This window comes from Streptomyces sp. NPDC043908, assembly GCF_056435525.1.
In genome coordinates this window covers 49836-73560 of the sequence record NZ_JBWKEI010000006.1, presented here as the reverse complement: position 1 = coordinate 73560, position 23725 = coordinate 49836, and the positions used below count along the sequence as shown (strand labels likewise).

Annotated in this window: 23 protein-coding genes; 8 read left to right on the top strand and 15 right to left on the bottom strand. The window is 72.2% G+C overall.

The features are described from left to right. Position 1: 1 nt before the first annotated feature. Positions 2–1501, bottom strand: a complete 1500-nt coding sequence (locus AC069K_RS15175) for an anthranilate synthase component I (protein ID WP_365106458.1) — start codon at positions 1499–1501, stop codon at positions 2–4. Positions 1502–1510: 9 nt separating this feature from the next. Continuing rightward, entirely contained in the window at positions 1511–1867 is a 357-nt protein-coding gene (hisI, locus tag AC069K_RS15170; RefSeq protein ID WP_358836572.1) for a phosphoribosyl-AMP cyclohydrolase, read from the bottom strand. An 83-nt stretch (positions 1868–1950) separates the two neighbouring features. Here hisI and AC069K_RS15165 point away from each other — a divergent pair, with 83 nt between their 5' ends. Then, complete coding sequence (locus AC069K_RS15165; protein ID WP_478616044.1) at positions 1951–2583, top strand: TIGR03085 family metal-binding protein; 633 nt, start codon at positions 1951–1953, stop codon at positions 2581–2583. A gap of 698 nt (positions 2584–3281) precedes the next feature. Here the strand turns inward: AC069K_RS15165 and hisF are convergent. Genes hisF through hisD form a run of 8 tightly spaced genes read right to left on the bottom strand, consistent with a single transcriptional unit; the run spans position 3282 to position 9043 of the window. Beyond that, a complete protein-coding gene (gene hisF / locus AC069K_RS15160; protein ID WP_478616041.1) occupies positions 3282–4037 on the bottom strand; it encodes an imidazole glycerol phosphate synthase subunit HisF in 756 nt (251 codons plus the stop codon). Beyond that, complete coding sequence (locus AC069K_RS15155; RefSeq protein WP_365106449.1) at positions 4034–4453, bottom strand: RidA family protein; 420 nt, start codon at positions 4451–4453, stop codon at positions 4034–4036. The genes hisF and AC069K_RS15155 overlap by 4 nt, the downstream gene beginning before the upstream one ends. Further along, a complete protein-coding gene (priA, locus tag AC069K_RS15150; protein WP_365106447.1) occupies positions 4450–5202 on the bottom strand; it encodes a bifunctional 1-(5-phosphoribosyl)-5-((5-phosphoribosylamino)methylideneamino)imidazole-4-carboxamide isomerase/phosphoribosylanthranilate isomerase PriA in 753 nt (250 codons plus the stop codon). The genes AC069K_RS15155 and priA overlap by 4 nt, the downstream gene beginning before the upstream one ends. Then, the gene (hisH, locus tag AC069K_RS15145; RefSeq protein WP_478616036.1) at positions 5202–5852 is read right to left on the bottom strand and encodes an imidazole glycerol phosphate synthase subunit HisH; all 651 of its coding nucleotides are present in this window, start codon (positions 5850–5852) and stop codon (positions 5202–5204) included. The genes priA and hisH overlap by 1 nt, the downstream gene beginning before the upstream one ends. Further along, a complete protein-coding gene (locus tag AC069K_RS15140; RefSeq protein WP_358834508.1) occupies positions 5849–6013 on the bottom strand; it encodes a hypothetical protein in 165 nt (54 codons plus the stop codon). The genes hisH and AC069K_RS15140 overlap by 4 nt, the downstream gene beginning before the upstream one ends. Next, positions 6010–6603 (bottom strand): imidazoleglycerol-phosphate dehydratase HisB, encoded by a 594-nt coding sequence (gene hisB, locus AC069K_RS15135; protein WP_067158063.1) that lies wholly within the window; start codon positions 6601–6603, stop codon positions 6010–6012. The genes AC069K_RS15140 and hisB overlap by 4 nt, the downstream gene beginning before the upstream one ends. Continuing rightward, positions 6600–7715: a histidinol-phosphate transaminase gene (locus AC069K_RS15130; RefSeq protein WP_478616033.1), complete on the bottom strand. Its 1116-nt coding sequence runs from the start codon at positions 7713–7715 to the stop codon at positions 6600–6602. The genes hisB and AC069K_RS15130 overlap by 4 nt, the downstream gene beginning before the upstream one ends. Next, on the bottom strand, positions 7712–9043 hold the full coding sequence (gene hisD / locus AC069K_RS15125) for a histidinol dehydrogenase (RefSeq protein ID WP_478616030.1): 1332 nt from the start codon (positions 9041–9043) through the stop codon (positions 7712–7714). The genes AC069K_RS15130 and hisD overlap by 4 nt, the downstream gene beginning before the upstream one ends. 230 nt (positions 9044–9273) lie before the next feature. On the opposite strand from hisD, the gene AC069K_RS15120 reads away from it, so the two are divergent. From AC069K_RS15120 to AC069K_RS15100, 5 genes are all read left to right on the top strand, one after another. Further along, complete coding sequence (locus AC069K_RS15120; protein ID WP_478616702.1) at positions 9274–10815, top strand: oxidoreductase; 1542 nt, start codon at positions 9274–9276, stop codon at positions 10813–10815. Between the two features lie 96 nt (positions 10816–10911). Further along, positions 10912–12072, top strand: coding sequence for a hypothetical protein (locus AC069K_RS15115; protein ID WP_478616027.1), 1161 nt, complete (start codon positions 10912–10914; stop codon positions 12070–12072). Between the two features lie 5 nt (positions 12073–12077). Next, complete coding sequence (locus AC069K_RS15110) at positions 12078–12842, top strand: LON peptidase substrate-binding domain-containing protein (RefSeq protein ID WP_365106432.1); 765 nt, start codon at positions 12078–12080, stop codon at positions 12840–12842. Positions 12843–12858: 16 nt separating this feature from the next. Further along, on the top strand, positions 12859–13353 hold the full coding sequence (gene ybaK / locus AC069K_RS15105) for a Cys-tRNA(Pro) deacylase (protein ID WP_365106429.1): 495 nt from the start codon (positions 12859–12861) through the stop codon (positions 13351–13353). A gap of 57 nt (positions 13354–13410) precedes the next feature. Beyond that, entirely contained in the window at positions 13411–13485 is a 75-nt protein-coding gene (locus AC069K_RS15100; protein ID WP_468897499.1) for a hypothetical protein, read from the top strand. A gap of 658 nt (positions 13486–14143) precedes the next feature. Here AC069K_RS15100 and AC069K_RS15095 read toward each other — a convergent pair. The 4 genes from AC069K_RS15095 to AC069K_RS15080 all read right to left on the bottom strand — a co-directional run bounded on the left by AC069K_RS15095 (position 14144) and on the right by AC069K_RS15080 (position 18018). Then, positions 14144–14782 (bottom strand): DUF2567 domain-containing protein, encoded by a 639-nt coding sequence (locus AC069K_RS15095; RefSeq protein WP_478616024.1) that lies wholly within the window; start codon positions 14780–14782, stop codon positions 14144–14146. Positions 14783–14816: 34 nt separating this feature from the next. Then, entirely contained in the window at positions 14817–15626 is an 810-nt protein-coding gene (locus AC069K_RS15090) for an ABC transporter permease (protein WP_365106486.1), read from the bottom strand. Between the two features lie 23 nt (positions 15627–15649). Next, positions 15650–16657 carry an ABC transporter ATP-binding protein gene (locus AC069K_RS15085; protein WP_365106426.1) on the bottom strand — a complete coding sequence of 336 codons (1008 nt, stop codon included), beginning with the start codon at positions 16655–16657 and terminating at the stop codon, positions 15650–15652. Between the two features lie 104 nt (positions 16658–16761). Continuing rightward, entirely contained in the window at positions 16762–18018 is a 1257-nt protein-coding gene (locus AC069K_RS15080; protein WP_358834513.1) for an NYN domain-containing protein, read from the bottom strand. Between the two features lie 289 nt (positions 18019–18307). Here AC069K_RS15080 and AC069K_RS15075 point away from each other — a divergent pair, with 289 nt between their 5' ends. Continuing rightward, the gene (locus AC069K_RS15075) at positions 18308–18478 is read left to right on the top strand and encodes a hypothetical protein (protein WP_358834499.1); all 171 of its coding nucleotides are present in this window, start codon (positions 18308–18310) and stop codon (positions 18476–18478) included. A 91-nt stretch (positions 18479–18569) separates the two neighbouring features. Here the strand turns inward: AC069K_RS15075 and dnaE are convergent, their stop codons facing one another. Further along, positions 18570–22109, bottom strand: coding sequence for a DNA polymerase III subunit alpha (dnaE, locus tag AC069K_RS15070; RefSeq protein ID WP_358834498.1), 3540 nt, complete (start codon positions 22107–22109; stop codon positions 18570–18572). A 226-nt stretch (positions 22110–22335) separates the two neighbouring features. On the opposite strand from dnaE, the gene AC069K_RS15065 reads away from it, so the two are divergent. Then, positions 22336–23697 (top strand): DUF2252 domain-containing protein, encoded by a 1362-nt coding sequence (locus tag AC069K_RS15065; RefSeq protein WP_478616021.1) that lies wholly within the window; start codon positions 22336–22338, stop codon positions 23695–23697. The last annotated feature ends 28 nt before the right edge of the window (positions 23698–23725 follow it).

Sequence of the window (23725 nt, the reverse complement as noted above, 5' to 3'; positions counted from 1 at the left end):
CTCAGGAGTGCGCGCTTCGCCCGCCGAGCCGGTTCGCCGTGTGGACCGCCCGCAGCACCGCCGCCGCCTTGTTGCGGCACTCGTTGTCCTCCGACACCGGGTCGGAGTCGGCCACCACGCCCGCCCCGGCCTGGACGTAGGCCGTGCCGTCGCGGAGCAGGGCCGTCCGGATGGCGATCGCGGTGTCGGAGTCGCCGGCGAAGTCGAGGTAGCCGACACAGCCGCCGTAGAGCCCGCGGCGGCTCGGCTCCAGCTCCTCGATGATCTGCATCGCGCGCGGCTTGGGCGCCCCGGAGAGCGTCCCCGCGGGGAAGCACGCGGTGAGCACGTCGAAGGCGGTACGGCCCGGGGCGACCCGGCCCGTCACCGTCGACACGATGTGCATGACGTGCGAGTACCGCTCGACCGACATGAAGTCGACGACCTCGACGCTCCCCGGCTCGCAGACCCGGCCCAGGTCGTTGCGGCCCAGGTCCACCAGCATCAGGTGCTCCGCCCGCTCCTTGGGGTCGGCGAGCAGCTCCTCGGCGAGGTCGTTGTCCTCCTGCGGGGTGGCGCCGCGGTGCCGGGTCCCGGCGATCGGGTGGACCATGGCCCGCCCGTCCTCGACCTTGACCAGGGCCTCGGGGCTCGACCCGACGACGTCGAAGTCCTCGAAGCGGAAGAGGTACATGTACGGGGACGGGTTGGTGGCCCGCAGCACCCGGTAGACGTCGAGCGCGCTCGCGGTGCAGGGCGTCTCGAACCGCTGCGAGGGCACGACCTGGAAGGCCTCGCCCGCGCGGATGCGCTCCTTGATGTCCTCCACGGCGTCCTGGTACGCCGGGCCGCCCCACAGGGCGGTGTACTCGGGCAGCTCGGAGGGCGGCAGGACGGTGGGCGCGGACTCGACGGGCTTCGCCAGGTCCGCCTCCATGGCGTCGAGGCGGGCCACGGCGTCCGCGTAGGCCTCGTCGACGCCGGTGTCCAGGTCGTTGTGGTTGATCGCGTTGGCGATCAGCAGCACCGAGCCGGCCCAGTGGTCGAGGACCGCCAGGTCGGAGGTGAGCAGCATGGTCAGCTCGGGCAGCCGGAGGTCGTCGCGGCCGTGCTCGCCGATCTTCTCCAGCCGGCGCACGATGTCGTAGCCGAGGTAGCCGACCATGCCGCCGGCGAACGGCGGCATCCCGGCGACCAGGTCGCGCGGGGTGTGCAGCGCCTCGACGGTCGCCCGCAGGGCCTCCAACGGGTCGCCGGACGCGGGGACGCCGACGGGCGGGGTGCCGATCCAGTGGGCCTGGCCGTCGCGGGCGGTGAGCGTCGCGGCGGAGCGCACGCCGACGAAGGAGTAGCGCGACCAGGAGCGGCCGTTCTCGGCGGACTCCAGGAGGAAAGTGCCGGGGCGCTCGGCGGCGAGCTTGCGGTAGAGCCCGACGGGGGTGTCGCCGTCCGCGAGGAGGCGGCGGCTGACCGGGATGACGCGGCGGTCCACCGCGAGCTTGCGGAAGGTTTCGAGATCCATGGCGCGACCCTACTGAGCGGGGGCGGGCAGCAGGACGTCGGCGTCGAAGCATGTCCGGTCACCGGTGTGGCAGGCGGCGCCGACCTGATCGACCTTGACCAGCAGGGTGTCGCCGTCGCAGTCGAGCGCGACGGATTTGACGTGCTGGAAATGACCGGAAGTGTCCCCCTTCACCCAGTACTCGTTCCGGCTGCGCGACCAGTAGGTGCAGCGGCCGGTGGTCAGGGTGCGGTGCAGGGCCTCGTCGTCCATCCAGCCGAGCATGAGCACCTCGCCGGTGTCGTACTGCTGGGCGATGGCCGGGACCAGTCCATCGGCGGTCCGCTTGAGGCGGGCGGCGACGGCGGGGTCGAGAGTGCTGGTCATGGCCCCATTGTGCCGTGACGCGAAGGCGCCGGCGGCGGTGCGTCCACTGGGCGGACGCCGGTACGGGCCGTACGCTGGCTCCCATGTCGACCCATGCCAAGCGTGAACGGCTTCTGCTCGCCGACCTGTTGGAGGCGGCGGGCCCCGACGCCCCCACCCTCTGCGAGGGCTGGACGACGCGCGACCTCGCCGCCCATCTGGTGGTCCGCGAGCGCCGCCTCGACGCGGCCGGCGGGATACTCCTCGGCGCGCTGAAGTCCCGTCTGGACCGGGTGCAGGCGGAGTTCGCCGCCAAGCCCTACGAGGAGCTGGTGCGGCTCTTCCGTACGGGGCCGTCGAAGTACTCCCCGTACAACCTCAAGCAGGTCGACGAGGGGGCGAACGCGATCGAGTTCTACGTCCACGGCGAGGACGTCCGCCGCGCCCAGCCCGACTGGACGCCGCGCCCGGTCGACCCGGTCTTCGCGGACGCGCTCTGGTCCCGCCTGGAGAAGATGGCCCGCCTGATGGGCCGCCGCTCCCCCGTGGGCCTGGTCCTGCGCCGCCCCGACGGGCAGACGGCGGTGGCGCGGCGGGGGACGCCGGTGGTGACGGTGACGGGCGAGCCGGGCGAACTGTGCCTGTTCGCCTCGGGTCGCCAGGAGGCGGCGCGGGTGGAGGTCGAGGGGGAGAAGTCGGCGGCGGCGCGGGCCCTGGAGGCGAAGCTGGGGGTATAGCCGGGGCCCACGTCCCCCCGAGCCCCGTTTTGCCTCCGACCACGCGCCGGGGCGGTTCGCCTGCGGGCCGGTGGCGGACCGGTCGCGCAGTTCCCCGCGCCCCTTCAAGGCCCGGACTTCGGCTGCGGGCCGGTGGCCGGCTGATCGCGCAGTTCCCCGCGCCCCTTTCAGGGCCGGATTTCGGCTGCGGGCCGGTGGCGGGCCGGTCGCGCAGTTCCCCGCGCCCCTTTAAGGCCCGGACTTCGACTGCGGGCCGGTGGCCGGCTGATCGCGCAGTTCCCCGCGCCCCTTTCGGGGCCGGATTTCGGCTGCGGGCCGGTGGTCGGCTGGTCGCGCAGTTCCCCGCGCCCCTTCAGGGCTCGGTGGTCCGCTGCGGGTTGCCTCTGGCTGGTCGCGCAGTTCCTCGCGCCCCCTTAGGGCTCGGTGGTCGTCTGCGCGTTGTCTGTGGCTGAGCGCGCAGTTCCCCGCGCCCCCAGGTAGTTAGGGGCGCGGGGAACTGCGCGAGCAACCCAGCACGGTCCGCAGACGAAAGAAGCGGGGTGCAGGGGCCGCAGGTCCCGCTAGGGGGGTCCGGGGGCGCAGCCCTCGGGAAGCCCCGGGGTGCAGGGGCCACAGGTCCCGCAAAGGGGGCCGGGGGCGTAGCCCTCGGGGAAGCGCCCCCTGCCCCCCGGAGGGTTTGGGGAAGGGGTGGGGAGGGGCTAGCGCACCGGGTGGCCCGCTTCGCGCAGAGCGCTCTTCACATCCCCGATCCGCAACTCCCCGAAGTGGAACACCGACGCCGCCAGCACCGCATCCGCCCCCGCCCCCACCGCCGGCGCGAAGTCCCCCAGCCGCCCCGCCCCGCCGGACGCGATCACCGGCACGGTGACATGGCGCCGCACCGCCGAGATCATGGCCGTGTCGTACCCGTCCTTCGTCCCGTCCGCGTCCATCGAGTTCAGCAGAATCTCCCCCGCCCCCAGCTCCGCGGCCCGGTGCGCCCACTCCACCGCGTCGATGCCCGTCCCCCGGCGCCCGCCGTGGGTCGTCACCTCGAAGGTGCCGGAGGGGGTGCGGCGCGCGTCCACCGACAGGACGAGCACCTGGCGCCCGAAGCGCTCCGCGATCTCGCGGATCAGCTCGGGCCGCTCGATCGCCGCCGTGTTGACGCCCACCTTGTCCGCCCCGGCCCGCAGCAGCTTGTCGACGTCCTCCGCCGAGCGGACACCGCCGCCCACGGTCAGCGGGATGAAGACCTGTTCGGCGGTGCGCCGCACCACGTCGTACGTCGTCTCGCGGTTGCCGGAGGACGCCGTGATGTCCAGGAACGTCAGCTCGTCCGCGCCCTCGGCGTCGTACAGCTTCGCCATCTCCACCGGGTCACCGGCGTCCCGCAGGTTCTGGAAGTTGACGCCCTTCACCACCCGCCCGCCGTCGACGTCCAGGCAGGGGATGACGCGGACCGCGAGGGTCATTCGGGGGCTCCTTCTGGGGCTCCTTCGGGGGCGCCTCGATAGGCGTCCACTTCCACTTCCACCAGCATGCGCGGGTCGATGAGACCGCTCACGATCACCAGCGTGGCCGCCGGGCGGACCGCGCCGAAGAGCTCCTTGTGGGCCCTGGACGCCTCGTCGATGTCCCGCGCGTGGGTGAGGTACATCCGGGTGCGGACCACGGAATCGGCCCCGAGACCGAACTCCGCGAGCGCGGCGAGGGCGTTGGAGAAGGCCACCTTGGCCTGCTCGTACGGGTCGCCCTCGCCGTACAGCACCGTGCCCCGGAACGGCGTGGTGCCCGCGACGTGCACATGGTCGCCCGCGGCGACGGCGCGCGCGAAACCGATCGTGTCCTCCCAGGGACTGCCACTCTGCACACGCCGTACGTCGCTCATCGGGACACAGCCTCCAGGGCCTCTTCGAGGGTGAACGCCTTCGCGTACAGGGCCTTGCCCACGATGGCGCCCTCCACACCCTGCCCCACGAGCCCCGCGATCGCCCGCAGGTCGTCGAGGGAGGAGACGCCGCCGGAGGCCACCACCGGCTTGTCGGTGGCCGCGCAGACGTCGCGCAGCAGCTCCAGGTTGGGGCCGGTGAGCGTGCCGTCCTTGGCGATGTCGGTCACCACGTACCGCGCGCAGCCCTCGGAGTCCAGACGGGCCAGCGTCTCGTAGAGGTCGCCGCCGTCGCGGGTCCAGCCGCGGCCGCGCAGGGTCGTGCCCCGTACGTCCAGTCCGACCGCGATCCGGTCGCCGTACTCGGCGATGACCTTGGCGACCCACTCGGGGGTCTCCAGGGCGGCGGTGCCCAGGTTGACGCGGCGGCAGCCGGTGGCGAGCGCGGCCTCCAGGGAGGCGTCGTCGCGGATGCCGCCGGACAGCTCCACCTTGATGTCCATCGCGCCCGCGACCTCGGCGATCAGCGCCCGGTTGTCGCCGGTGCCGAAGGCCGCGTCGAGGTCGACCAGGTGCAGCCACTCGGCGCCGGAGGCCTGCCAGGCGAGGGCCGCCTGGAGCGGGGAGCCGTAGGAGGTCTCCGAGCCGGACTCGCCGTGCACGAGGCGGACGGCCTGGCCGTCGCGGACGTCGACGGCGGGGAGCAGTTCGAGCGTCGCGGAGGGCTTCACGGGGGGCTTCGCGGACATCACAGGGTTCCGATCCAGTTGGTCAGCAGCTGCGCGCCGGCGTCGCCGGACTTCTCGGGGTGGAACTGGGTGGCCCACAGCGCGCCGTTCTCCACCGCGGCCACGAACGGCTCGCCGTGGGTGGCCCAGGTGACCCTGGGCGCGCGGATCTTGGGGTTGGTGACCTCCAGGCTCCAGTCGTGCACCGCGTAGGAGTGCACGAAGTAGAACCGGGCGTCGGCGTCCAGGCCCGCGAACAGCTCGCTGTCCTCCGGCGCCTTGACCGTGTTCCAGCCCATGTGCGGGACGATCGGCGCCCTGAGCGGCTCGACCGTGCCGGGCCACTCGTCCAGGCCCTCGGTCTCCACGCCGTGCTCGATGCCCTGGGCGAAGAGGATCTGCATGCCGACGCAGATGCCCATCACGGGCCGTCCGCCCGACAGGCGCCGGCCCACCAGCCAGTCGCCGCGCGCCTCGCGCAGCCCCCGCATACAGGCCGAGAAGGCCCCGACGCCCGGGACGAGCAGCCCGTCGGCGTTCATGGCCTTGTCGTAGTCGCGGGTGATCTCGACGTCCGCGCCGACGTGGGCGAGGGCGCGCTCGGCGGAGCGCACGTTGCCGAAGCCGTAGTCGAAGACGACGACCTTCTTACGGGAAGTGGCCGTGCTCAATTCCACACCTCCAGGCGCAGGACGCCCGCGGCGAGGCAGAGCGCGGAGCTGATCGCGAGCAGCGTGATCAGGCTCTTCGACATGTCCTGCTTGACGAAGGAGTAGACGCCGCCCGCGAGGAAGAGCCCGAGGACGATCAGGATGGAGTTGAGGCCGTTCACAGCGCGCCCTTGGTCGAAGGAAGGATGCCCGCGGCACGCGGGTCGTGCTCGGATGCGTAACGCAGCGCCCGCGCCAGCGCCTTGAACTGGCACTCCACGATGTGGTGCGCGTTGCGCCCGTACGGGACGTGGACGTGCAGGGCGATCTGCGCCTGCGCCACGAAGGACTCCAGGATGTGCCGGGTCATCGTGGTGTCGTACTCGCCGATCATCGGCGCCATGTTCTCCGGCTCGGTGTGCACCAGGTACGGGCGGCCGGAGAGGTCCACGGTGACCTGGGCGAGGGACTCGTCGAGGGGGACCGTGCAGTTGCCGAAGCGGTAGATGCCGACCTTGTCGCCGAGCGCCTGCTTGAAGGCGGCGCCGAGCGCGAGGGCGGTGTCCTCGATGGTGTGGTGCGAGTCGATGTGCAGGTCGCCGTCGGTCTTGACCGTGAGGTCGAAGAGGCCGTGGCGGCCGAGCTGGTCGAGCATGTGGTCGTAGAAGCCGACCCCGGTCGACACGTCGACCTTTCCGGTCCCGTCGAGGTCGATCTCGACGAGGACGGACGTCTCCTTGGTGGTGCGTTCGACACGGCCGACGCGGCTCATGCGCTCTGCTCCTTCTTGAGTTGACGGACCGCGTCCAGGAACGCGTCGTTCTCGGCGGGGGTGCCGGCGGTGACGCGCAGCCACCCGGGCACCCCGTTGTCGCGGACCAGGACGCCGTGGTCGAGGATCCGCCGCCAGGCGGTGTGGGAGTCCTCGAAGCGGCCGAACTGGACGAAGTTGGCGTCCGATTCGGTCACCGCGTACCCCGCCGCGCGCAGCTCGGTGACCAGCCGGTCCCGCTCCCCCTTGAGCTGCTCGACATAGCCGAGCAGCGTGTCGGTGTGCTCCAGGGCCGCGAGCGCGGTCGCCTGGGTGACGGCGGAGAGGTGGTAGGGCAGGCGGACCAGTTGGACGGCGTCGACCACCGCCGGGTGGGCGGCGAGATAGCCGAGCCGCAGCCCGGCCGCGCCGAACGCCTTGGACATGGTCCGCGAGACGACCAGATGGGGCCGGTCCTCGATGAGCGGCAGCAGCGAGGCGCGGTGGCTGAACTCGACGTACGCCTCGTCGACGACCACCAGCGACGGCTTGGCGGCCTGCGCGGCCTCGTGGAGGGACAGCACCGTCTCGGCCTCGACGGCCGTGCCGGTGGGGTTGTTGGGCGAGGTGATGAAGACGACGTCCGGCCGGTGCTCGGCGATCGCCTCGCGCGCCGCCGCCACGTCGATGGTGAAGTCCTCGTTGCGCGGCCCGGAGATCCATCCGGTGCCGGTGCCGCGCGCGATGAGGCCGTGCATCGAGTACGAGGGCTCGAAGCCGATGGCGGTGCGGCCGGGGCCGCCGAAGGTCTGGAGCAGTTGCTGGATGACCTCGTTGGAGCCGTTGGCCGCCCAGACGTTCTCGGTGGCGACCGGGTGCCCGGCGGTCCGCGTGAGGTAGCGGGCGAGTTCGGTGCGCAGCTCGACCGCGTCCCGGTCGGGGTAGCGGTTGAGGCCGCGCGCCGCCTCGGCGACCCGCTCCGCGATCCGCGCGACGAGCGGCTCGGGCAGCGGGTAGGGGTTCTCGTTGGTGTTGAGCTGGACCGGCACGTCCAGCTGGGGCGCGCCGTAGGGGGACTTGCCGCGCAGCTCCTCGCGTACGGGCAGGTCGTCCAGGGTGAGACGGTCGGTCACTGGCCCGGCACCTTCCATCCGAACCTCGCCTTGAGCGCCGCGCCGTGCGCGGGCAGGTCCTCGGCCTCGGCGAGGGTGACCACGTGGTGGGCGACCTCGGCCAGGGCGTCCCGGGTGTAGTCGACGATGTGGATGCCCTTGAGGAAGGACTGCACCGACAGGCCCGAGGAGTGGCAGGCGCAGCCGCCGGTGGGCAGGACGTGGTTGGAGCCCGCGCAGTAGTCGCCGAGGGAGACCGGCGCCCAGGGGCCGACGAAGACCGCGCCCGCGTTGCGGACCCGGCCGGCCACGGCGGCGGCGTCGGCTGTCTGGATCTCCAGGTGCTCGGCGCCGTAGGCGTCGACCACCTTCAGACCCTCCTCCAGGCCGTCGACCAGGACGATCGCGGACTGCTTGCCGGCCAGGGCGGGCCTGATCCGGTCCTCGACGTGCTTGGTGGCCGCGATCTGCGTCTCCAGCTCGCGCTCGACCGCCTCGGCCAGGGCCACGGAGTCGGTGACCAGGACGGCCGCGGCCATCGGGTCGTGCTCGGCCTGGCTGATCAGGTCGGCGGCGACGTGCGCCGGGTCGGCGGTCTCGTCCGCGAGGACGGCGATCTCGGTCGGTCCGGCCTCGGTGTCGATGCCGATGCGGCCGGTGAAGTAGCGCTTGGCGGCGGCGACCCAGATGTTGCCGGGGCCGGTCACCATGTTCGCGGGCGCACACGCGTCGGGCCCGGTCGTCCCGTACGCGAACATCGCGACGGCCTGGGCGCCGCCCGCCGCGTACACCTCGTCCACGCCGAGGAGGGCGCAGGCGGCGAGGATCGTCGGGTGGGGCAGGCCGCCGAAGTCCTTCTGCGGCGGGGAGGCCAGCGCGATGGACGCCACGCCCGCCTCCTGGGCCGGGACCACGTTCATGACCACGGAGGACGGGTACACCGACCGGCCGCCGGGCGCGTACAGGCCGACGCGCTCGACCGGCACCCACTTCTCGGTGACCGTGCCGCCGGGGACGACCTGGGTGGTGTGCTCGGTGCGGCGCTGGGCGCGGTGCACGATCCTGGCGCGCCGGATGGACTCCTCAAGAGCCGCCCTGACCTGCGGGTCGAGCTGCTCCAGGGCCTCGGTGAGCGCCTCGGCGGGCACCCGGATCCGCTCCAGGGTCACGCCGTCGAACTTCTCCGCGTACTCGATCAGCGCCGCCGTGCCGCGATGATGCACGTCCTCGCAGATGGGCCGCACCTTCTCCAGGGCGGCTTCCACGTCGAACTCGGCACGGGGCAGCAGGTCGCGCAGGGCGCCACCCTCGGGGAGGGCGTTGCCGCGCAGATCGATTCGGGAGATCACGGAACCAATTCTCTCAGACCACATCCCGCCACCGGACGCCCGTATCACTGGCTGATACATATCCCGCCTGCCCCGGAGCCGGGCCGTGACCACTAGCGTTCACTCCGTTACACACGCGTGTACAGCCCGCACACGACCGAGCGGGGTGAGCAGGGGACAGGGGGACGGCTGTGAGCGAGGCGCCGGATGTCGCTGTGGCGCCGGACTGGTTCAGTCCGGTGGAGCTCGGGATGTGGGAGGCCTTCCGCAACGGCAGCACCTACGACCTGAGCAGCCGCAACCGGGTGCGGGACGACCCGTTCTCCGGGCGCGTCTGGGGGCCGGAGCGCTATGTGAAGGCCCGGGCGGTGGCGCTGCTGCTGCTCAGCGGCCCGCCGGCGCTGCCCGGCCGGGTCGCGGCGCTGAAGCTGAACGGGGTGCAGATCACCGGGACGCTCAATCTGTCGGGCGGCACGGTCACCCCCTACGTGGAGCTGACCAACTGCCGCTTCGAGGGCGAGGTGCTGATGCCGGAGTGCCGGGTCACCACCGTGCGGATGGTGAACTGCGCGATCCCGCGGATCGAGGCGGCCCGCCTCCAGACCGAGGGCGACCTGCATCTGCCCCGCTGCCGCATCGCCCGCGGCATCCGGCTGACCGACGCGCACATCGGGACCGACCTGCTGCTCAACGAGGCCGTGATCCGCGCCGACCGCAAGGGCCGCTCGATCGCGGCGGACGGCCTCTCGGTCGCCCAGGACCTCCAGGCCGAGCTGATCGAGAGTTACGGGGAGGTGAGCCTGCGGGCGGCGAACGTGGGCGTGACGCTGAGCCTGCGCGGCAGCCGGCTGGTGAACCCCGACGGGCGGCGCGCGCTGAACGCCCCCCAGCTGACCGTGGAGCGCACGCTCTACATGACGGCGGCGGCCGTCACACCCGGCGCCACCGAGACCACCACGCCGCCGTACGGGACGACCTACCGGGGCTCCCCGGCCCGGGGCACCCGGGTCCAGCCGTTCGTCTGCGAGGGCGGGCTGCGGCTGGACGACGGCCGGTTCGGGGACGCCGTGGACTTCCAGAGCGCGCGCTTCGTGATGCGGGACTACCAGGAGGTGTCGCTGCGCCGGGTGCAGACACCGGAGCTGCGCTTCCTGGGCGAGAGGCCGGAGCGGGGGCGGGTGGTGCTCTCGGGGGCCCGGGTGGTCAACCTGGTCGACATGTCGACGAGCTGGCCGGGGCCCGGCGGCCTCGCCATGGGCGGCTTCAGCTACGACAACCTGATCCCGCGTGGACAGTTCCCGCTGACCAGACGGCTGGAGTGGGTGGCGGCGGCGACTCCGGAGTACGCGCCGGAGCCGTACGAGCGGCTCGCCACCGTGCTGCGCGGCAGCGGGGAGGACGCGGACGCGCGCGAGGTGCTGCTCGCCAAGCAGCGCAGGCGCCGCGAGACCCTGCCGCTGGCGGGCAAGGCGTGGGGCGTGCTCCAGGACATCACCGTCGCCTACGGCTACCGGCCGGGCCGGGCGGCGCTGTGGATGGCGGTGCTGTGGGCGATGGGCGCGCTGGCGTTCTCGCACTACGACCCGCAGCCCATCAAGCCGGACGAGCACCCGGACTGGAACGCCTCGCTGTACGCCCTCGATCTGCTCGTCCCGGTGATCAATCTGGGGCAGGACGGCTACTGGAAGCTGCACGGCAGCTGGCAGTGGGTCTCGGCGGTGCTCATCGTGCTCGGCTGGATCCTGGCCACGACCGTGGCGGCGGGTGCCTCGCGCCTGCTGCGGCGTGGCTGAAATTTGCCGGTCCTTGACCCGTCCCCGTACAACCGTCACGGCCGCCACACACTCTTCACCGCACACCTCTGGCAAAGCTCCGACCTGCGGTTTTGAATGGTTCGCACCATGTCATTCGTACGCGCCCTGCTCCGCGCCGCCCGTGCGGGCAGGCACACCCCGCAGCCCGCCGCCGGTCTCCCGGCCGACGAGGATCTGCTCCTCGACGCGCCCGACGGGCGGCTCGGCCCCGCGCTGGTGTCCGCCGCCGCGGGCGAGTTCGCGGGCGCGGCCGAGCTCCTGGCCACCACCCGGGAAGCGGCCGAGTGGGAGAACCGCGACCGCTACACCATGCGTCTGGCGGCCTTCGCGGTGAGCCGCCCGGACTGGCTCGCCGCCTGGCTGGCCGCCGCGCCCAGGGACCCGGACGCGCTGCTGGTCAAGGCGGAGCTGGCGATCGTACGGGCGTGGGGCTCGCCGGCCCGCGCGGAGCTGCTGCGCGAGATCGCCCCGCTGATCGACGCGGCGGCCTCGGCCGAGCCCGCGGACCCGGTGCCCTGGCGCATCGCGCTGGACCACGCGCGCGGCACCCACGCGCCGCACACCGTCTTCGAGGCGCTGTGGGCGGAGGCGGTCGGCCGCTCCTCGCACCACTACGGCTGCCATGTCGCGGCCCTTCAGTACCTCTCGGCGCAGTGGTACGGCTCGCACCGGGAGTGCTTCGGCTTCGCCGAGGAGGCCGCGGCGGACGCGCTGCCCGGCTCGCTGGTACGGGCGCTGCCGGTGCGGGCCGCGTTCGCGTGCCTGGCCGCCGGGACCACCGGGGCGCCGACCGGCCGCCAGAGCCCGCCGGAGCTGTTCGCCGACCGGATCGACGCGGCGGCGGACCTCGCCATCGCGCTCTCCGCGGCGTACGAGCCGGGCGACCCGTGGCCCGCCGAGGTGCGCAATCTGCTGGCGTACGTCCTGGTCGTACGGGAGCGGTGGGAGGAGGCGCTGGAGCAGTTCGGCCGGATCGGGCCCTATGCCACGGCGTTCCCCTGGGCGCGGCTCGACGACGATCCGCTGGGCCGGTTCACCGAGCTGCGCGACGAGGTGCGCCGGCAGGTGGCCGCGCGAAAGCCGGGGCGCGAACGGCATCCCGCGGGCATCCGGGTCGCGCCCCTGGGCGCCCTGGGGCGGCCGCCCGCACCCGTGCCCGGCCGGGCCGCCGGGGCCCCGGGCGCGGGCGCCCTGGGCAAGCCCGGACGCAGCCGGTCCGGCGACCATTACGCTTGAGCGTTGTGACCACCGCTCGCCTCCCCCTCTTTCCGCTCAACTCGGTCCTGTTCCCCGGCCTCGTCCTGCCGCTGAACGTGTTCGAGGAGCGCTATCGCGCCATGATGCGCGATCTGCTGAAGTCCGGCCCGGACTCCGGCGCCGCCCCGGACGACGACGAACCTCGGCGGTTCGCCGTGGTCGCGATCCGCGACGGCCGGGAGGTCGCGCCGACCGGTCCCGGACTGCCCGACCAGACCTCCGTCCCGGAGAAGGGCCCGGCGGCCGGCTTCGGCCCCGACCCGATCCAGGCGTTCCACCAGGTGGGCTGTATCGCGGACGCGGCGACGATCCGGGAGCGCGCGGACGGCAGCTTCGAGGTCCTGGCCACGGGCACGACCCGGGTCAAGCTCCTCTCGGTCGACGCGAGCGGCCCCTATCTGACGGCCGAGGTGGAGGAGCTGCCCGAGGAGCCGGGCGAGGAGGCCGGGGCGCTGGCGGAGGGGGTGCTGCGGGCGTTCCGGGCGTACCAGAAGCGGCTGGCCGGGGCCCGGGAGCGCTCGGTGACCGGCTCGGCCGAGCTGCCCGACGAGCCCTCGGTGGTGTCCTACCTGGTGGCGGCGGCCGCGGTGCTCGACGTCCCGGCGAAGCAGCGGCTGCTCCAGGCGCCGGACACCGCGACGCGGCTGCGGGAGGAGCTGACGCTGCTGCGCGCGGAGACCGCGGTGATCCGCCACCTCCCCTCGCTCCCGGCGGTGGACCTGACCCGCTCGCCCACGAGCCCCAACTGACCCGGGGAACGCTTCGGTGGCGAAGAAGAAGGCGGCCGGGGGCGGCACCCCGGCGACGGTGGCGCTGACGGCCGCGGGCGTGGCGTTCACGGTGCACGCGTACGAGCACGACCCGTCCTCCGCGTCGTACGGGGAGGAGGCCGCGCGGGCGCTGGGCGTCTCCCCCGACCGCGTCTTCAAGACGCTGGTCGCGGACGTCGACGGCGAGCTGACCGTCGCCGTGGTCCCGGTGGCGGGCTCGCTCGACCTCAAGGCGCTGGCGGCGGCGGTCGGGGGCAAGCGGGCGGCGATGGCGGACCCGGCGGCGGCGGAGCGCACGACGGGCTACGTCCGGGGCGGCATCTCACCGCTCGGCCAGCGCCGCCGGCTGCGCACGGTCGTGGACGCGTCGGCGTCGGCGCACGCCACGATCTGCGTCTCGGCGGGCAGACGCGGCCTGGAGGTCGAGCTGTCCCCCGAGGACCTGGTGTCCCTGACGGGGGCGGTGCTGGCGCCGGTGGGGCGTCCCTGACGGGGATGTCCGGTAATCCCCCTGGACACTTCCCTTCGGGGCGAGCAGGTTGCCCCCATGTCGAAACGAACCCGCAAGCGGAAGTGGCGCGTACGCAAGGGCCGCTCAAACCATGGACGCCGCCCGGCATAGGTTTGCCCGTGGGGCGCCTGCGGGCCGGGGGCGCTCCCTTGCGGGCCGGGGGTCGCGTACGCCCCGGTGGCGGGCTGCCGACCCGGGCCACGTCTGCGGCCCGGTGGTGGGCTGGTCGCGCAGTTCCCCGCGCCCCTGATGGGTCGGGGGTCGTGTGCGGGCCGGTGGTGGCTTACTCGCGCAGTTCCCCGCGCCCCTCAAGGGCCTGATTGCGTCTGCGGCCCGGTGGGGGCTGGTCGCGCAGTTCCCCGCGCCCCTTGGTAGTCCGCCGCAGCCGGAGAACCCAGCTCAGCCACCCGCTTCCAGGGGCGCGGGGAACTGCGCGAGCAGCCCGCCACAACCGTCGGACGAACACCGCCCTCTTAAGGGGCGCGAGGAACTGCGCGACCAGCCCACCCAGACCGTCGGACGAACACCGCCCTCTTAAGGGGCGCGAGGAACTGCGCGAGCAGCCCACCACAACCGTCCGACGAACACCGGCCTCTTAAGGGGCGCGGGGAACTGCGCGAGCAGCCCGCCACCGGGTCGCAGACGTACCAGGGGTGCAGGGGGCGCAGCCCCCGCCAGGGGGACGGGGCGTAGCGCCGCGCGAGGGGGTGCAGGCTCCGGGAAGCCCCGCTTACCCCCGGAGGGTTTGGGGAAGGGGCGGGGAGGGGGCTCAAAGCTCCGGCGCCGGCCACACTTCCGGATCCCGCGGAGCGAACACCGCCGTAAGAGCCAAATGCGCCCCCATCACCGCCAACGGCCACGCCAACAACGCCCCCTTCGCGTTCAGCCGAAGCGGCGCGTCGAAGACGACCCCCTTCCCCGCCGCCCGCGCCGCCGCGACCACGTCGTCCGTGGGCCCCAGCCACTCCCCCAGCTCCATCGCCACCCAGGACCCCAGCAGCGCACCGGCCGCGAGCCCCACCACCAGCGGGATGCCGCCGCGCTTGCGCAGCAGGAAAGCGAGGGCCGCGCAGAGCACACCGAACCCGAGCGCGAGCAGGATGAACGTTCCGTCCGCCCCGATCGCCTCCTCGCCCTCGGTGTCCTTCAGGAACACCGCCTTGTCGTCGGAGACGAGCGGCACCCGGGGCGCCAGCCAGACCCACAGCAGCCCGAGCAGCACGCCCATGACCGTCACCGCGACCGCCGCGACCACGGCGTCCCGCAGCTCCGTCCTCATCGCGGTGCCCTCCTCGCTCGCCGGGGCCCCGGGGCCCTCGGCGCCCGGGCCGGAACGGGGGTGTACGGAGTCCTGCCAGGCGTCGTCGTCCGGCGGCGGCTGGTGAGGCGGAGTCAGAGGTGCGGTCACCCCGCCATCGTGCCAGGCGCTCCTGTGCGGCGCCTCACCGGGAGACCGCCGCCCGCCGGTACGCCCAGGTCGCCACGAGCAGCGACACCACGCCGACGCCCGCGCAGACCGCGAGGTCAAGCCCGATGACGGCCCAGTCGGGGTGGGCGCCGAAGCTGTGCGCGAAGGCCTCCACCCCGTACGTGGACGGCAGCAGGTCACGGGCGTACGCGATCGGTCCGGGCAGCCGGTCGGCGGGCAGGACGCCGAGCAGCAGCGCCGCCGACATGCCCAACTGGCCCAGCAGGGTGGCCAGTTCCTGGCGCGGCGCCAGGAGTCCGAGGGCCGCGCCGAGTCCGGCGAGCGCGGCGCCCGCCAGCGGGATCACCGCGACGAGCACCCACAGGTGCGCCACCGGGAGCCCGAACAGGACGCAGCCGGTGACCGCGGTGACCAGGGTTCCCGGCACGGTGAACGAGGCGTACGCGGCGGCCGTGCCCAGCACCACCGAGGCGGGCGGCACCGGCAGCGTCGCGTAGTGGTCGAGGCCGCCGCCCGCCCGCAGGTGCCCGAAGTACTGCGCGAGCAGGTTGAGCGCGACGAAGGCCACCACCAGGACGCTCGACCCGGCGACCACGGCCCGCGCCTCGCTCCCCCCGTCCACGACCCCCCGCATCAGGACCATGATCCCGATCGACTGGAAGGTCGCCACGAAGAGCAGCGGGATGCGGGCCACCTTCGCCCGGGAGAGCTGGGCCCGGTAGACGGCCGCGAGGGCGGGCAGCAGCCGCGCGCGGGGCGCGAGGGGCGCGGCGGCCAGGGCCGGCCGCGCCGGGGCGGCGACCGCCTCCGCGGGAGCCTCCACGGAAACCTCCAGGGGAATCGCGCTCACGCCTTCACCAGACCTTCCGTGCGGCCGCCGAGGGCGAGGTAGACGTCTTCCAGGCTCGGCGTGGCCAGGGTGAAGTCGTCGAGGGCGGCGAACGCCGGGCCGCCGGTGACCGCCGCGACGGCGGCGCGCGCGGCGTCGGGGGCGAGCCGCAGCACCCAGCGCCGCCCGGACTCCTGGGCGTCCGCCCGCAGCGCCGCGACCTCGGGCAGTTCGACGGGCGCCCGCTCGCGCCACACCAGCTCGACCCGGACCTCGGAGGCGACCCGTTCCTTCAGCCCGGCCGGGGTGTCGCAGGCGATGACCTTGCCGCGGTCGAGGACGGCGACCCGGTCGAGGACCGTCTCGGCCTCGATGACGTTGTGGGTGACGAGCAGCACGGTCGCGCCGCGCTCGGCCCGGCGGCGGTCCACGGCGGCCCAGACGGCCCGCCGGGCCACCGGGTCCATGCCGGTGGTCGGCTCGTCCAGGACCAGCACGGGCCGGTCGCCGACGAGCGCGGCGGCGAAGCAGGCGAGCCTCCGCTGTCCGCCGGAGAGCTTCTTCAGGGGCCGTCCGGCGAGCGCGGTCAGCCCGAGCTCCTCCAGTACGGCGTCGCGCTCGGCGCGCGCGGCCCGGGCGGTGAGGCCGCGCAGCCGACCGGTGGTCTCGGCGGCGAGCGCCACGGTCAGCTCGTCCAGGGCCGTGGACTCCTGCCCGAGGTAGCCGATCAGCCGGGCGGCCCGCTCGGGGTGGCGCACCAGGTCGTGCCCGAGGACGTCGACGCTGCCGGAGTCCGGCCGCATCAGACCGGTGAGCTGGCGCACGAGGGTCGACTTGCCCGCGCCGTTGGGCCCGAGCAGACCGAAGATCTCGCCGCGTCCCACGTCGAGGTCGATCCCGTCGGTGGCCCTGATCTCGGGCGTACCGGCCGAGCCGCGCCGTCCGCGCGCGGCGGGGTACGTCTTGGTGAGGCCCCGCACCGTGCAAACGGTGCCGGCCCGCGCCGCTGCTGTGCCGGTACTCACGGACAACGAGCCTACGGGGTCGGCCGGGCCGCGCTGTCCCCGGACCCCCGTTTGGTTCCGTTCACCGAACGACCGCGCGGGCGCGGAGCCGCCCCGGGGCCGCCTCAGTCTCCGACCGGGGTCCGCTCGGCCGCCGCCCTGACGTCGATCTCCCGCCAGAACCCGGCCCGGATCGCGTACCGGTCGTGCTCGTCGATCTGGTCGTCCTTGTGGGCGAGCAGCCCGAACCGGGCCGCGTACCGCAGCAGTTCGCCGTCGATGCGGTGCGGGATGCGCGGGTACATCGTGGACAGCTTCTGTACGTGGGTGGTCTCCGGCAGCCGCTCCATCCAGCGGCGCGCGAAGACCTGCCCCACCTCGTACGGATCGCCGCCGACGGTGGTGATGTCCTCCTCGCGGTCCGCCCAGCGCTGCTCGGCGCTGGTCAGCTGGGCGAGGGTGGGCAGCGAGGCGGTCTCCGGGGATTCGCCGAGCGTGGCTCCGGGGCGCTCGACCCACCCTTTGTCGGAGGACCAGCGCAGGGTCGCGTGCGCGGTGTGCGGCGCGGGGGCCTGGGTGCCGGGCGCGCGCAGGGCCGCCAGGTCCTTGGGGGTGGGCACGCCCTTGACCGCGGTGCCGGGCGCGGGGGCGACCGCGGTGCCGTTGCCGACGGCCGCGGGCGGCTGGGCGGTCCCGTTGCGTACGGCCGCGGCCTGGGCGGCCTCGGCGGCCCGCTCGGCGGAGGCGGCGAGCGCCGACTCGGGCAGCGGCGCGGAGAGGATGGCGGCGATCTCCGGGCGGGGGGCGGCGGCCGGGGCGTACATGGTGCTGAGTTCCTTCACCCGGACCGCCTGGGTGATCCACTTGCGGTCGAGCACCCGTCGCTCGTCGGCCTCGGCCACCAGGTCCTCGGACTGGTTGTAGTCGCCGTCGGCGGCCTGGACGGCCCACAGGTGCACGGCGACCCCGTGCTCCTTGGCCGACATCAGACCGGGCAGCAGATCGCCGTCCCCGGTCACCAGGACCACATCGGAACAGGCGCGGTTTCTGGCCAACTCGGTGAGTTCGGCGTGCATCGCCGCGTCGACGCCCTTCTGGGCCCACCGCCCGTCGCTGCGGGTCAGCGCGCCCAGGCGGACCGTCACCCGGGACATCACCCGCAGCCTGCGGTGTTCGGGCTGGGGCACCCGGTCGGGGGCGCCGTCGAACCAGTAGATCCGCAGCAGCGGCTGCTCGGTGTCGGCCTCCGCCCGCTCGCGCAGCGCCTGGATCAGGGCGGCGTGGTCGACGGTGATCCGTGAACGGGCAGGCTCTCCGGCCAGAAGGCTCGCGGCCGCGCCCAGCAAGTAACCCGCATCCACAAGGACGACGCAGCGGTCCACGCGTTCCACCCTCTTTCAGAACCTTGAAAATCAAAAGATCAGAGGCAAAGGAGATCAGGGAGATAAGAGTGCAGGAGATCGAGAGATCAGGGAACGTACTTCGGGTTTCCTTCGAGTCTGCCCGACCCGGCGGGGGTTGACGGCCGGAACTCGATCATCGGCGTGGCGAACCCGCGTCTACGCAGCCGTTACGGAGGATTACGCACGGTAATCGTCTGGAATGCGTTCTTTGTCGGGGTGTGTGAGTCTGACAGCGGCCCTGGACCCTAGTCCCCCAGGAGGCATCACCATGGCCAAGAACAAGTCCGGCCGTAAGCAGCAGCCCGCCTCGCAGGCCGAGCGCGGTCAGCAGGAGGCCCAGAAGTCGTCGATGGAGGCGCAGGCGCTGTCCCAGCCCCAGGCGCAGGGCAGCCCGGCGGATGTTGCCCGTAAGCACCAGCGTCGCTTCGGCCACAACTGATAATTCCCCGCACAGCAGACACCGTGAATGCGGAAGGGGCGCGCCCTATTGGACGCGCCCCTTCCGCAGGGAATTAACCGCTCGCCGGAGCTCAGCCCGCCAGACAGGACGGGCCGAGCAGCACCTTGAGATCTCCGAAGAGCGCCGGGTCGGGCTGGACCCGGTGGCGGTCGAGCCGCAGCACCGTGGTCTTGCGCGGCCCCTGGAGTTTGATGCGCACCTCGGTGTTGCCCTTGTGGTGGCCGAGAATCTCCCCCAGCCGACTGATCATCGGCGGCGTCACCTTCACCGTCGGGATGGTCAGCACCACCGGCGCGTTGGTCCCCGCCGACGACAGGTCCGGCACCATCAGCTCCATCGCGACCAGGCGCGGGATGTCCTCGCGCTTGTCGAGCCGGCCCTTGACGAAGACCACCGCGTCCTCGACGAGCTGGGTGGAGACCAGCTGGTAGGTCGCCGGGAAGAACATGCACTCGATGGAGCCGGCCAGGTCCTCGACGGTGGCGATCGCCCAGGCGTTGCCCTGCTTGGTCATCTTGCGCTGGAGGCCCGAGATGATGCCGCCGATGGTCACCACCGCGCCGTCCGCGTGCTCACCTCCGGTGAGCTGCTGGATGGAGGCGTCGCTCTTGTCGGAGAGCACGTGCTCCAGACCGAAGAGCGGGTGGTCCGACACATACAGGCCGAGCATCTCCCGCTCCTGGGCGAGCAGATAGGACTTCTCCCACTCCACGTCGGAGAACTCCACGTCCAGGCCGAAGCCCGGCTCGTCGGAGGCGTCGTCGCCCATCCCGCCGAAGAGGTCGAACTGACCCTCGGCCTCCTTGCGCTTGACCTGCACCACGTTGTCGATCATCGGCTCGAACTGCGCGGTGAGGCCCTTGCGGGTGTGCTTCATCTCGTCGAAGGCGCCGGCCTTGATCAGCGACTCGACGGTCCGCTTGTTGCAGACGACCGCCTCGACCTTGTCGAGGAAGTCGGGGAAGGAGGTGTACTTCCCCTTGGCCTTGCGGGACTTGATGATCGAGTCCACCACGTTCTGGCCGACGTTGCGCACGGCGGTCAGACCGAACAGGATCACGTCGTCGCCCTGCGCCGAGAAGTTGGACTCGGACTCGTTGACGTTGGGCGGCAGCACCTTGATGCCCATGCGGCGGCACTCGTTGAGGTAGACCGCGGACTTGTCCTTGTCGTCCTTGACCGAGGTCAGCAGGGCCGCCATGTACTCGGCGGGGTGGTTCGCCTTGAGATAGGCGGTCCAGTACGACACCAGGCCGTACGCGGCGGAGTGCGCCTTGTTGAAGGCGTATCCGGCGAAGGGGACCAGGACGTCCCAGAGCTTCTGGATGGCCTCGTCGCTGTAGCCGTTCTTCTTGGCACCGGCCTGGAAGATCGTGAAGTTCTTCGCCAGCTCGTCGGGCTTCTTCTTGCCCATGACGCGGCGCAGGATGTCGGCCTCGCCCAGCGAGTACCCGGCGATGATCTGGGCTGCCTTCTGCACCTGCTCCTGGTACACGATCAGGCCGTAGGTGACGCCGAGGACCTCCTTGAGGGGCTCCTCCAGCTCCGGGTGGATCGGGGTGATCTCCTGCTGCTTGTTCTTGCGCAGCGCGTAGTTCGTGTGCGAGTTCATGCCCATCGGGCCCGGGCGGTAGAGCGCGGACACGGCGGAGATGTCTTCGAAGTTGTCGGGCTTCATCAGCCGCAGCAGGGACCGCATGGGGCCGCCGTCGAACTGGAAGACGCCGAGGGTCTCGCCGCGCTGGAGCAGTTCGAAGGTGGTGGCGTCGTCGAGCGGCAGCCCGAGGAGATCGATGTCGATCCCCTTGTTGGACTTCACCATCTTGACGGCGTCGTCCATGATCGTCAGGTTGCGCAGACCGAGGAAGTCCATCTTCAGCAGGCCGAGCGACTCGCAGCTCGGGTAGTCCCACTGCGTGATGGTCACGCCGTCGGTGTGGCGCACCCAGAGGGGGGCGTGGTCGACGATCGGCTCGCTGGACATGATCACGCCGGCGGCGTGCACACCCATCTGCCGGACCAGGCCCTCGACGCCCTTGGCGGTGTCGATGACCTTCTTCACGTCCGGCTCGTTCTCGTACATCGAGCGGATCTCGCCCGCCTCGCTGTAGCGCGGGTGCTTGGGATCGGTGATGCCGTTGAGGTCGATGCCCTTGCCCAGGACGTCGGCGGGCATCGCCTTGGTGAGGCGGTCGCCCATCGCGTACGGGTAGCCGAGGACGCGCGCGGAGTCCTTGATCGCGTTCTTGGCCTTGATCTTTCCGTAGGTGCCGATCATGGCGACCTTGTCGGCGCCGTACTTCTCGGTCACGTACCGGATCACCTCGACGCGCCTGCGCTCGTCGAAGTCGATGTCGACATCGGGCATCGAGACGCGCTCGGGGTTGAGGAACCGCTCGAAGATCAGACCGTGCGGGATCGGGTCGAGGTCGGTGATGCCCATCGCGTACGCCACGATCGAGCCGGCCGCGGAGCCGCGGCCGGGGCCGACCGCGATGCCCTGCTTCTTCGCCCACATGATGAAGTCGGCGACCACGAGGAAGTAGCCGGGGAAGCCCATCGAGATGATGGTGTCCATCTCGTACTCCGCCTGCTTCATGCGGTCCTCCGGGATGCCTCCCGGGAAGCGGCGGTGCAGGCCCCGCATGGTCTCCTCGCGGAACCACGTGACCTCGGTGTAGCCCTCGGGGATGTCGAACTTCGGCATGAGGTTCTTCGCCTCGAACATGCCGGTGACGTCGACCTGCTCGGCGACCAGGGCGGTGTTGGCGCAGCCCTGCTGCCAGGCGTCCGAGGCGTCGATCGCGTACATCTCGTCGGTCGACTTCAGGTAGTAGCCGGTGCCGTCGAACTTGAAGCGGTCGGGGTCGGAGAGGTTCTTGCCGGTCTGGATGCACAGCAGCGCGTCGTGCGCGGTGGCCTCGTGCGCGTACGTGTAGTGCGAGTCGTTGGTGACCAGGGGCGGGATGCCCAGCTCCTTGCCGATCTTCAGCAGGTCGTCGCGGACCCGGCGCTCGATGTCGATGCCGTGGTCCATCAGCTCCAGGAAGTACCGGTCCTTGCCGAAGATGTCCTGGTAGTCCGAGGCGGCCTGGCGGGCCTCCTCGTACTGCCCCAGGCGCAGCCGGGTCTGGAGCTCGCCGGAGGGGCAGCCGGTGGAGGCGATCAGGCCCTCCGACCACTGGGAGATGGTCTCCTTGTCCATCCGGGGCCACTTCTGGAGCCAGCCCTCGGCGTACGCGTCGGAGGAGAGGCGGAAGAGGTTGTGCAGGCCCGTCGCGTTCGCCGCCCAGATCGTCTTGTGGGTGTAACCACCCGAACCGGACACGTCGTCGCGCTTCTGGTGCGGCTGGCCCCACTGGATCTTGCGCTTGTTGCGGCGGGACTCGGGCGCCACGTACGCCTCGATGCCGATGATCGGCGTGACCCCCGCCTTCTTCGCCGAGTGGAAGAAGTCGTACGCCCCGTGCAGGTTGCCGTGGTCGGACATCGCGATGTGCGTCATGCCCATCTCGTTGCACGCGTCGAACATGTCCTTGAGCCGCGCGGCACCGTCCAGCAGCGAGTACTGGGTGTGTACGTGAAGGTGCGTGAACGGCGGCTTCGACACGGTGGGGGCCTCCAGGGCGGGGAGAGGGGGACAGCCCAGAAGTCTACGTCGGCCGACTGACAGCCGTGGGGGAACCGCCGCGGCACCCGGCGCCCCGGTGAAGGGAGGCAGCCGGACGGCGGGCGGGCACTCCGGGGTACGGTCACGCGTTGGAAGGGGGGGGGAAGCACCCGTCCCATCCGTTGCGCATCTCTACCCGCACGTACGCACCAGGAGGCACCCGGCGATGTCGGTCCCGCAGCACACCGCCGATGAGCGCGGCGAGCAGATCCTCTCCGTCTTCGGCACCGCCTTCGGCGAGCTCCTGGCCGCCGACCCGGCCGCCTTCCGGGTCAAGTTCCGCAAGATGGCGGCCTCCGCGTTCGCCTTCTACCGGGGCACGGCCTGCCTGTTCTACGCGGACCTGGACGCGGAGACCGCCGAGCGCGGCGCCGGGGGCATACCCGGCGGGCCGTACCTGGACGAGCGCACCGGCCGGGTGTGGATCCACGGCGACCTGCACGCCGAGAACTTCGGTACGTACATGGACGCCAACGGCCGGCTGATCTTCAACGTGAACGACTTCGACGAGGCGTACGTGGGGCCCTTCACCTGGGACCTCCGGCGCTTCGCCGCCTCCCTGGCCCTGATCGGCCACGCCAAGGCGCTCAGCGACGACCAGATCACCGAGCTGGTGCGGATCTACGCCGGCGCCTACCGCGAGCGGATCCACGCGCTGGCCACCGGCGCCAAGGACGACGAGGCGCCCTCCTTCACGCTGGACACCGCCGAGGGGCCGCTGCTCGGCGCCCTGCGCTCGGCACGCGCGCGTACGCGCTTCTCGCTGCTCGACTCCATGACCGAGATCCGCGAGTACGAGCGCCGCTTCGCCGAGGGCGACGGCTCGATCGAGCTGGACGCGGCCACCCGCTACAAGGTCCTGGCCGCCTTCGACGGCTATCTGGAGACGCTGCCGGACTCCAGCCTGCTGCGCCCGGACTCCTACCGGGTCAAGGACGTGGTGGGGCGGCGCGGCATCGGGATCGGCTCGGCCGGTCTGCCCTCGTACAACATCCTTCTGGAGGGCCACAGCGACGCGCTGGAGAACGACGTCGTGATCTACATGAAGCAGGCCCAGACCCCGGCGGTCTCCCGCCATGTCACCGACCCGGCGGTGCGCGGCTACTTCCGGCACGAGGGCCACCGCACGGTGATCTCGCAGCGCGCCCTCCAGGCCGCCGCCGACCCGTGGCTGGGCTGGACCGAACTGGACGGGGCGGGCCAGCTGGTCGCCGAGGTGTCGCCGTACGCGGTGGACCTGGACTGGTCGGACATCGACGACCCGGAGGAGATAGCGGCGGTCGTCGCCGACCTCGGCCGCGCCACCGCGGCCATGCACGCGGCGGCGGACGACGAGAGCGGCCACTCGGAGCTGGTGCCGTTCTCCACCGAGCGGGCCATCGACGCGGTCATCGCGGCCGACGAGGAGGGCTTCGCGGGCCTGCTCGTGGAGTTCGCGCACGGCTACGGCGCGCGGGCGCGCGCGGACCACCAGATCTTCGTCGACCTGTTCCGTAACGGTCGGATTCCGGGTCTCGGGTCTCACTGAATTCTTAGGCTCCGCCGACAGCGGGCCG

Excerpts from the sequence above, each read along its gene's own strand:
- AC069K_RS15175 (WP_365106458.1), bottom strand. The coding sequence starts at position 1,501 with ATGGATCTCGAAACCTTCCGCAAGCTCGCGGTGGACCGCCGCGTCATC.
- hisI (WP_358836572.1), bottom strand. The coding sequence starts at position 1,867 with ATGACCAGCACTCTCGACCCCGCCGTCGCCGCCCGCCTCAAGCGGACC.
- AC069K_RS15165 (WP_478616044.1), top strand. The coding sequence starts at position 1,951 with ATGTCGACCCATGCCAAGCGTGAACGGCTTCTGCTCGCCGACCTGTTG.
- hisF (WP_478616041.1), bottom strand. The coding sequence starts at position 4,037 with ATGACCCTCGCGGTCCGCGTCATCCCCTGCCTGGACGTCGACGGCGGG.
- AC069K_RS15155 (WP_365106449.1), bottom strand. The coding sequence starts at position 4,453 with ATGAGCGACGTACGGCGTGTGCAGAGTGGCAGTCCCTGGGAGGACACG.
- priA (WP_365106447.1), bottom strand. The coding sequence starts at position 5,202 with ATGTCCGCGAAGCCCCCCGTGAAGCCCTCCGCGACGCTCGAACTGCTC.
- hisB (WP_067158063.1), bottom strand. The coding sequence starts at position 6,603 with ATGAGCCGCGTCGGCCGTGTCGAACGCACCACCAAGGAGACGTCCGTC.
- AC069K_RS15120 (WP_478616702.1), top strand. The coding sequence starts at position 9,274 with ATGTGGGAGGCCTTCCGCAACGGCAGCACCTACGACCTGAGCAGCCGC.
- AC069K_RS15115 (WP_478616027.1), top strand. The coding sequence starts at position 10,912 with ATGGTTCGCACCATGTCATTCGTACGCGCCCTGCTCCGCGCCGCCCGT.
- AC069K_RS15075 (WP_358834499.1), top strand. The coding sequence starts at position 18,308 with ATGGCCAAGAACAAGTCCGGCCGTAAGCAGCAGCCCGCCTCGCAGGCC.
- AC069K_RS15065 (WP_478616021.1), top strand. The coding sequence starts at position 22,336 with ATGTCGGTCCCGCAGCACACCGCCGATGAGCGCGGCGAGCAGATCCTC.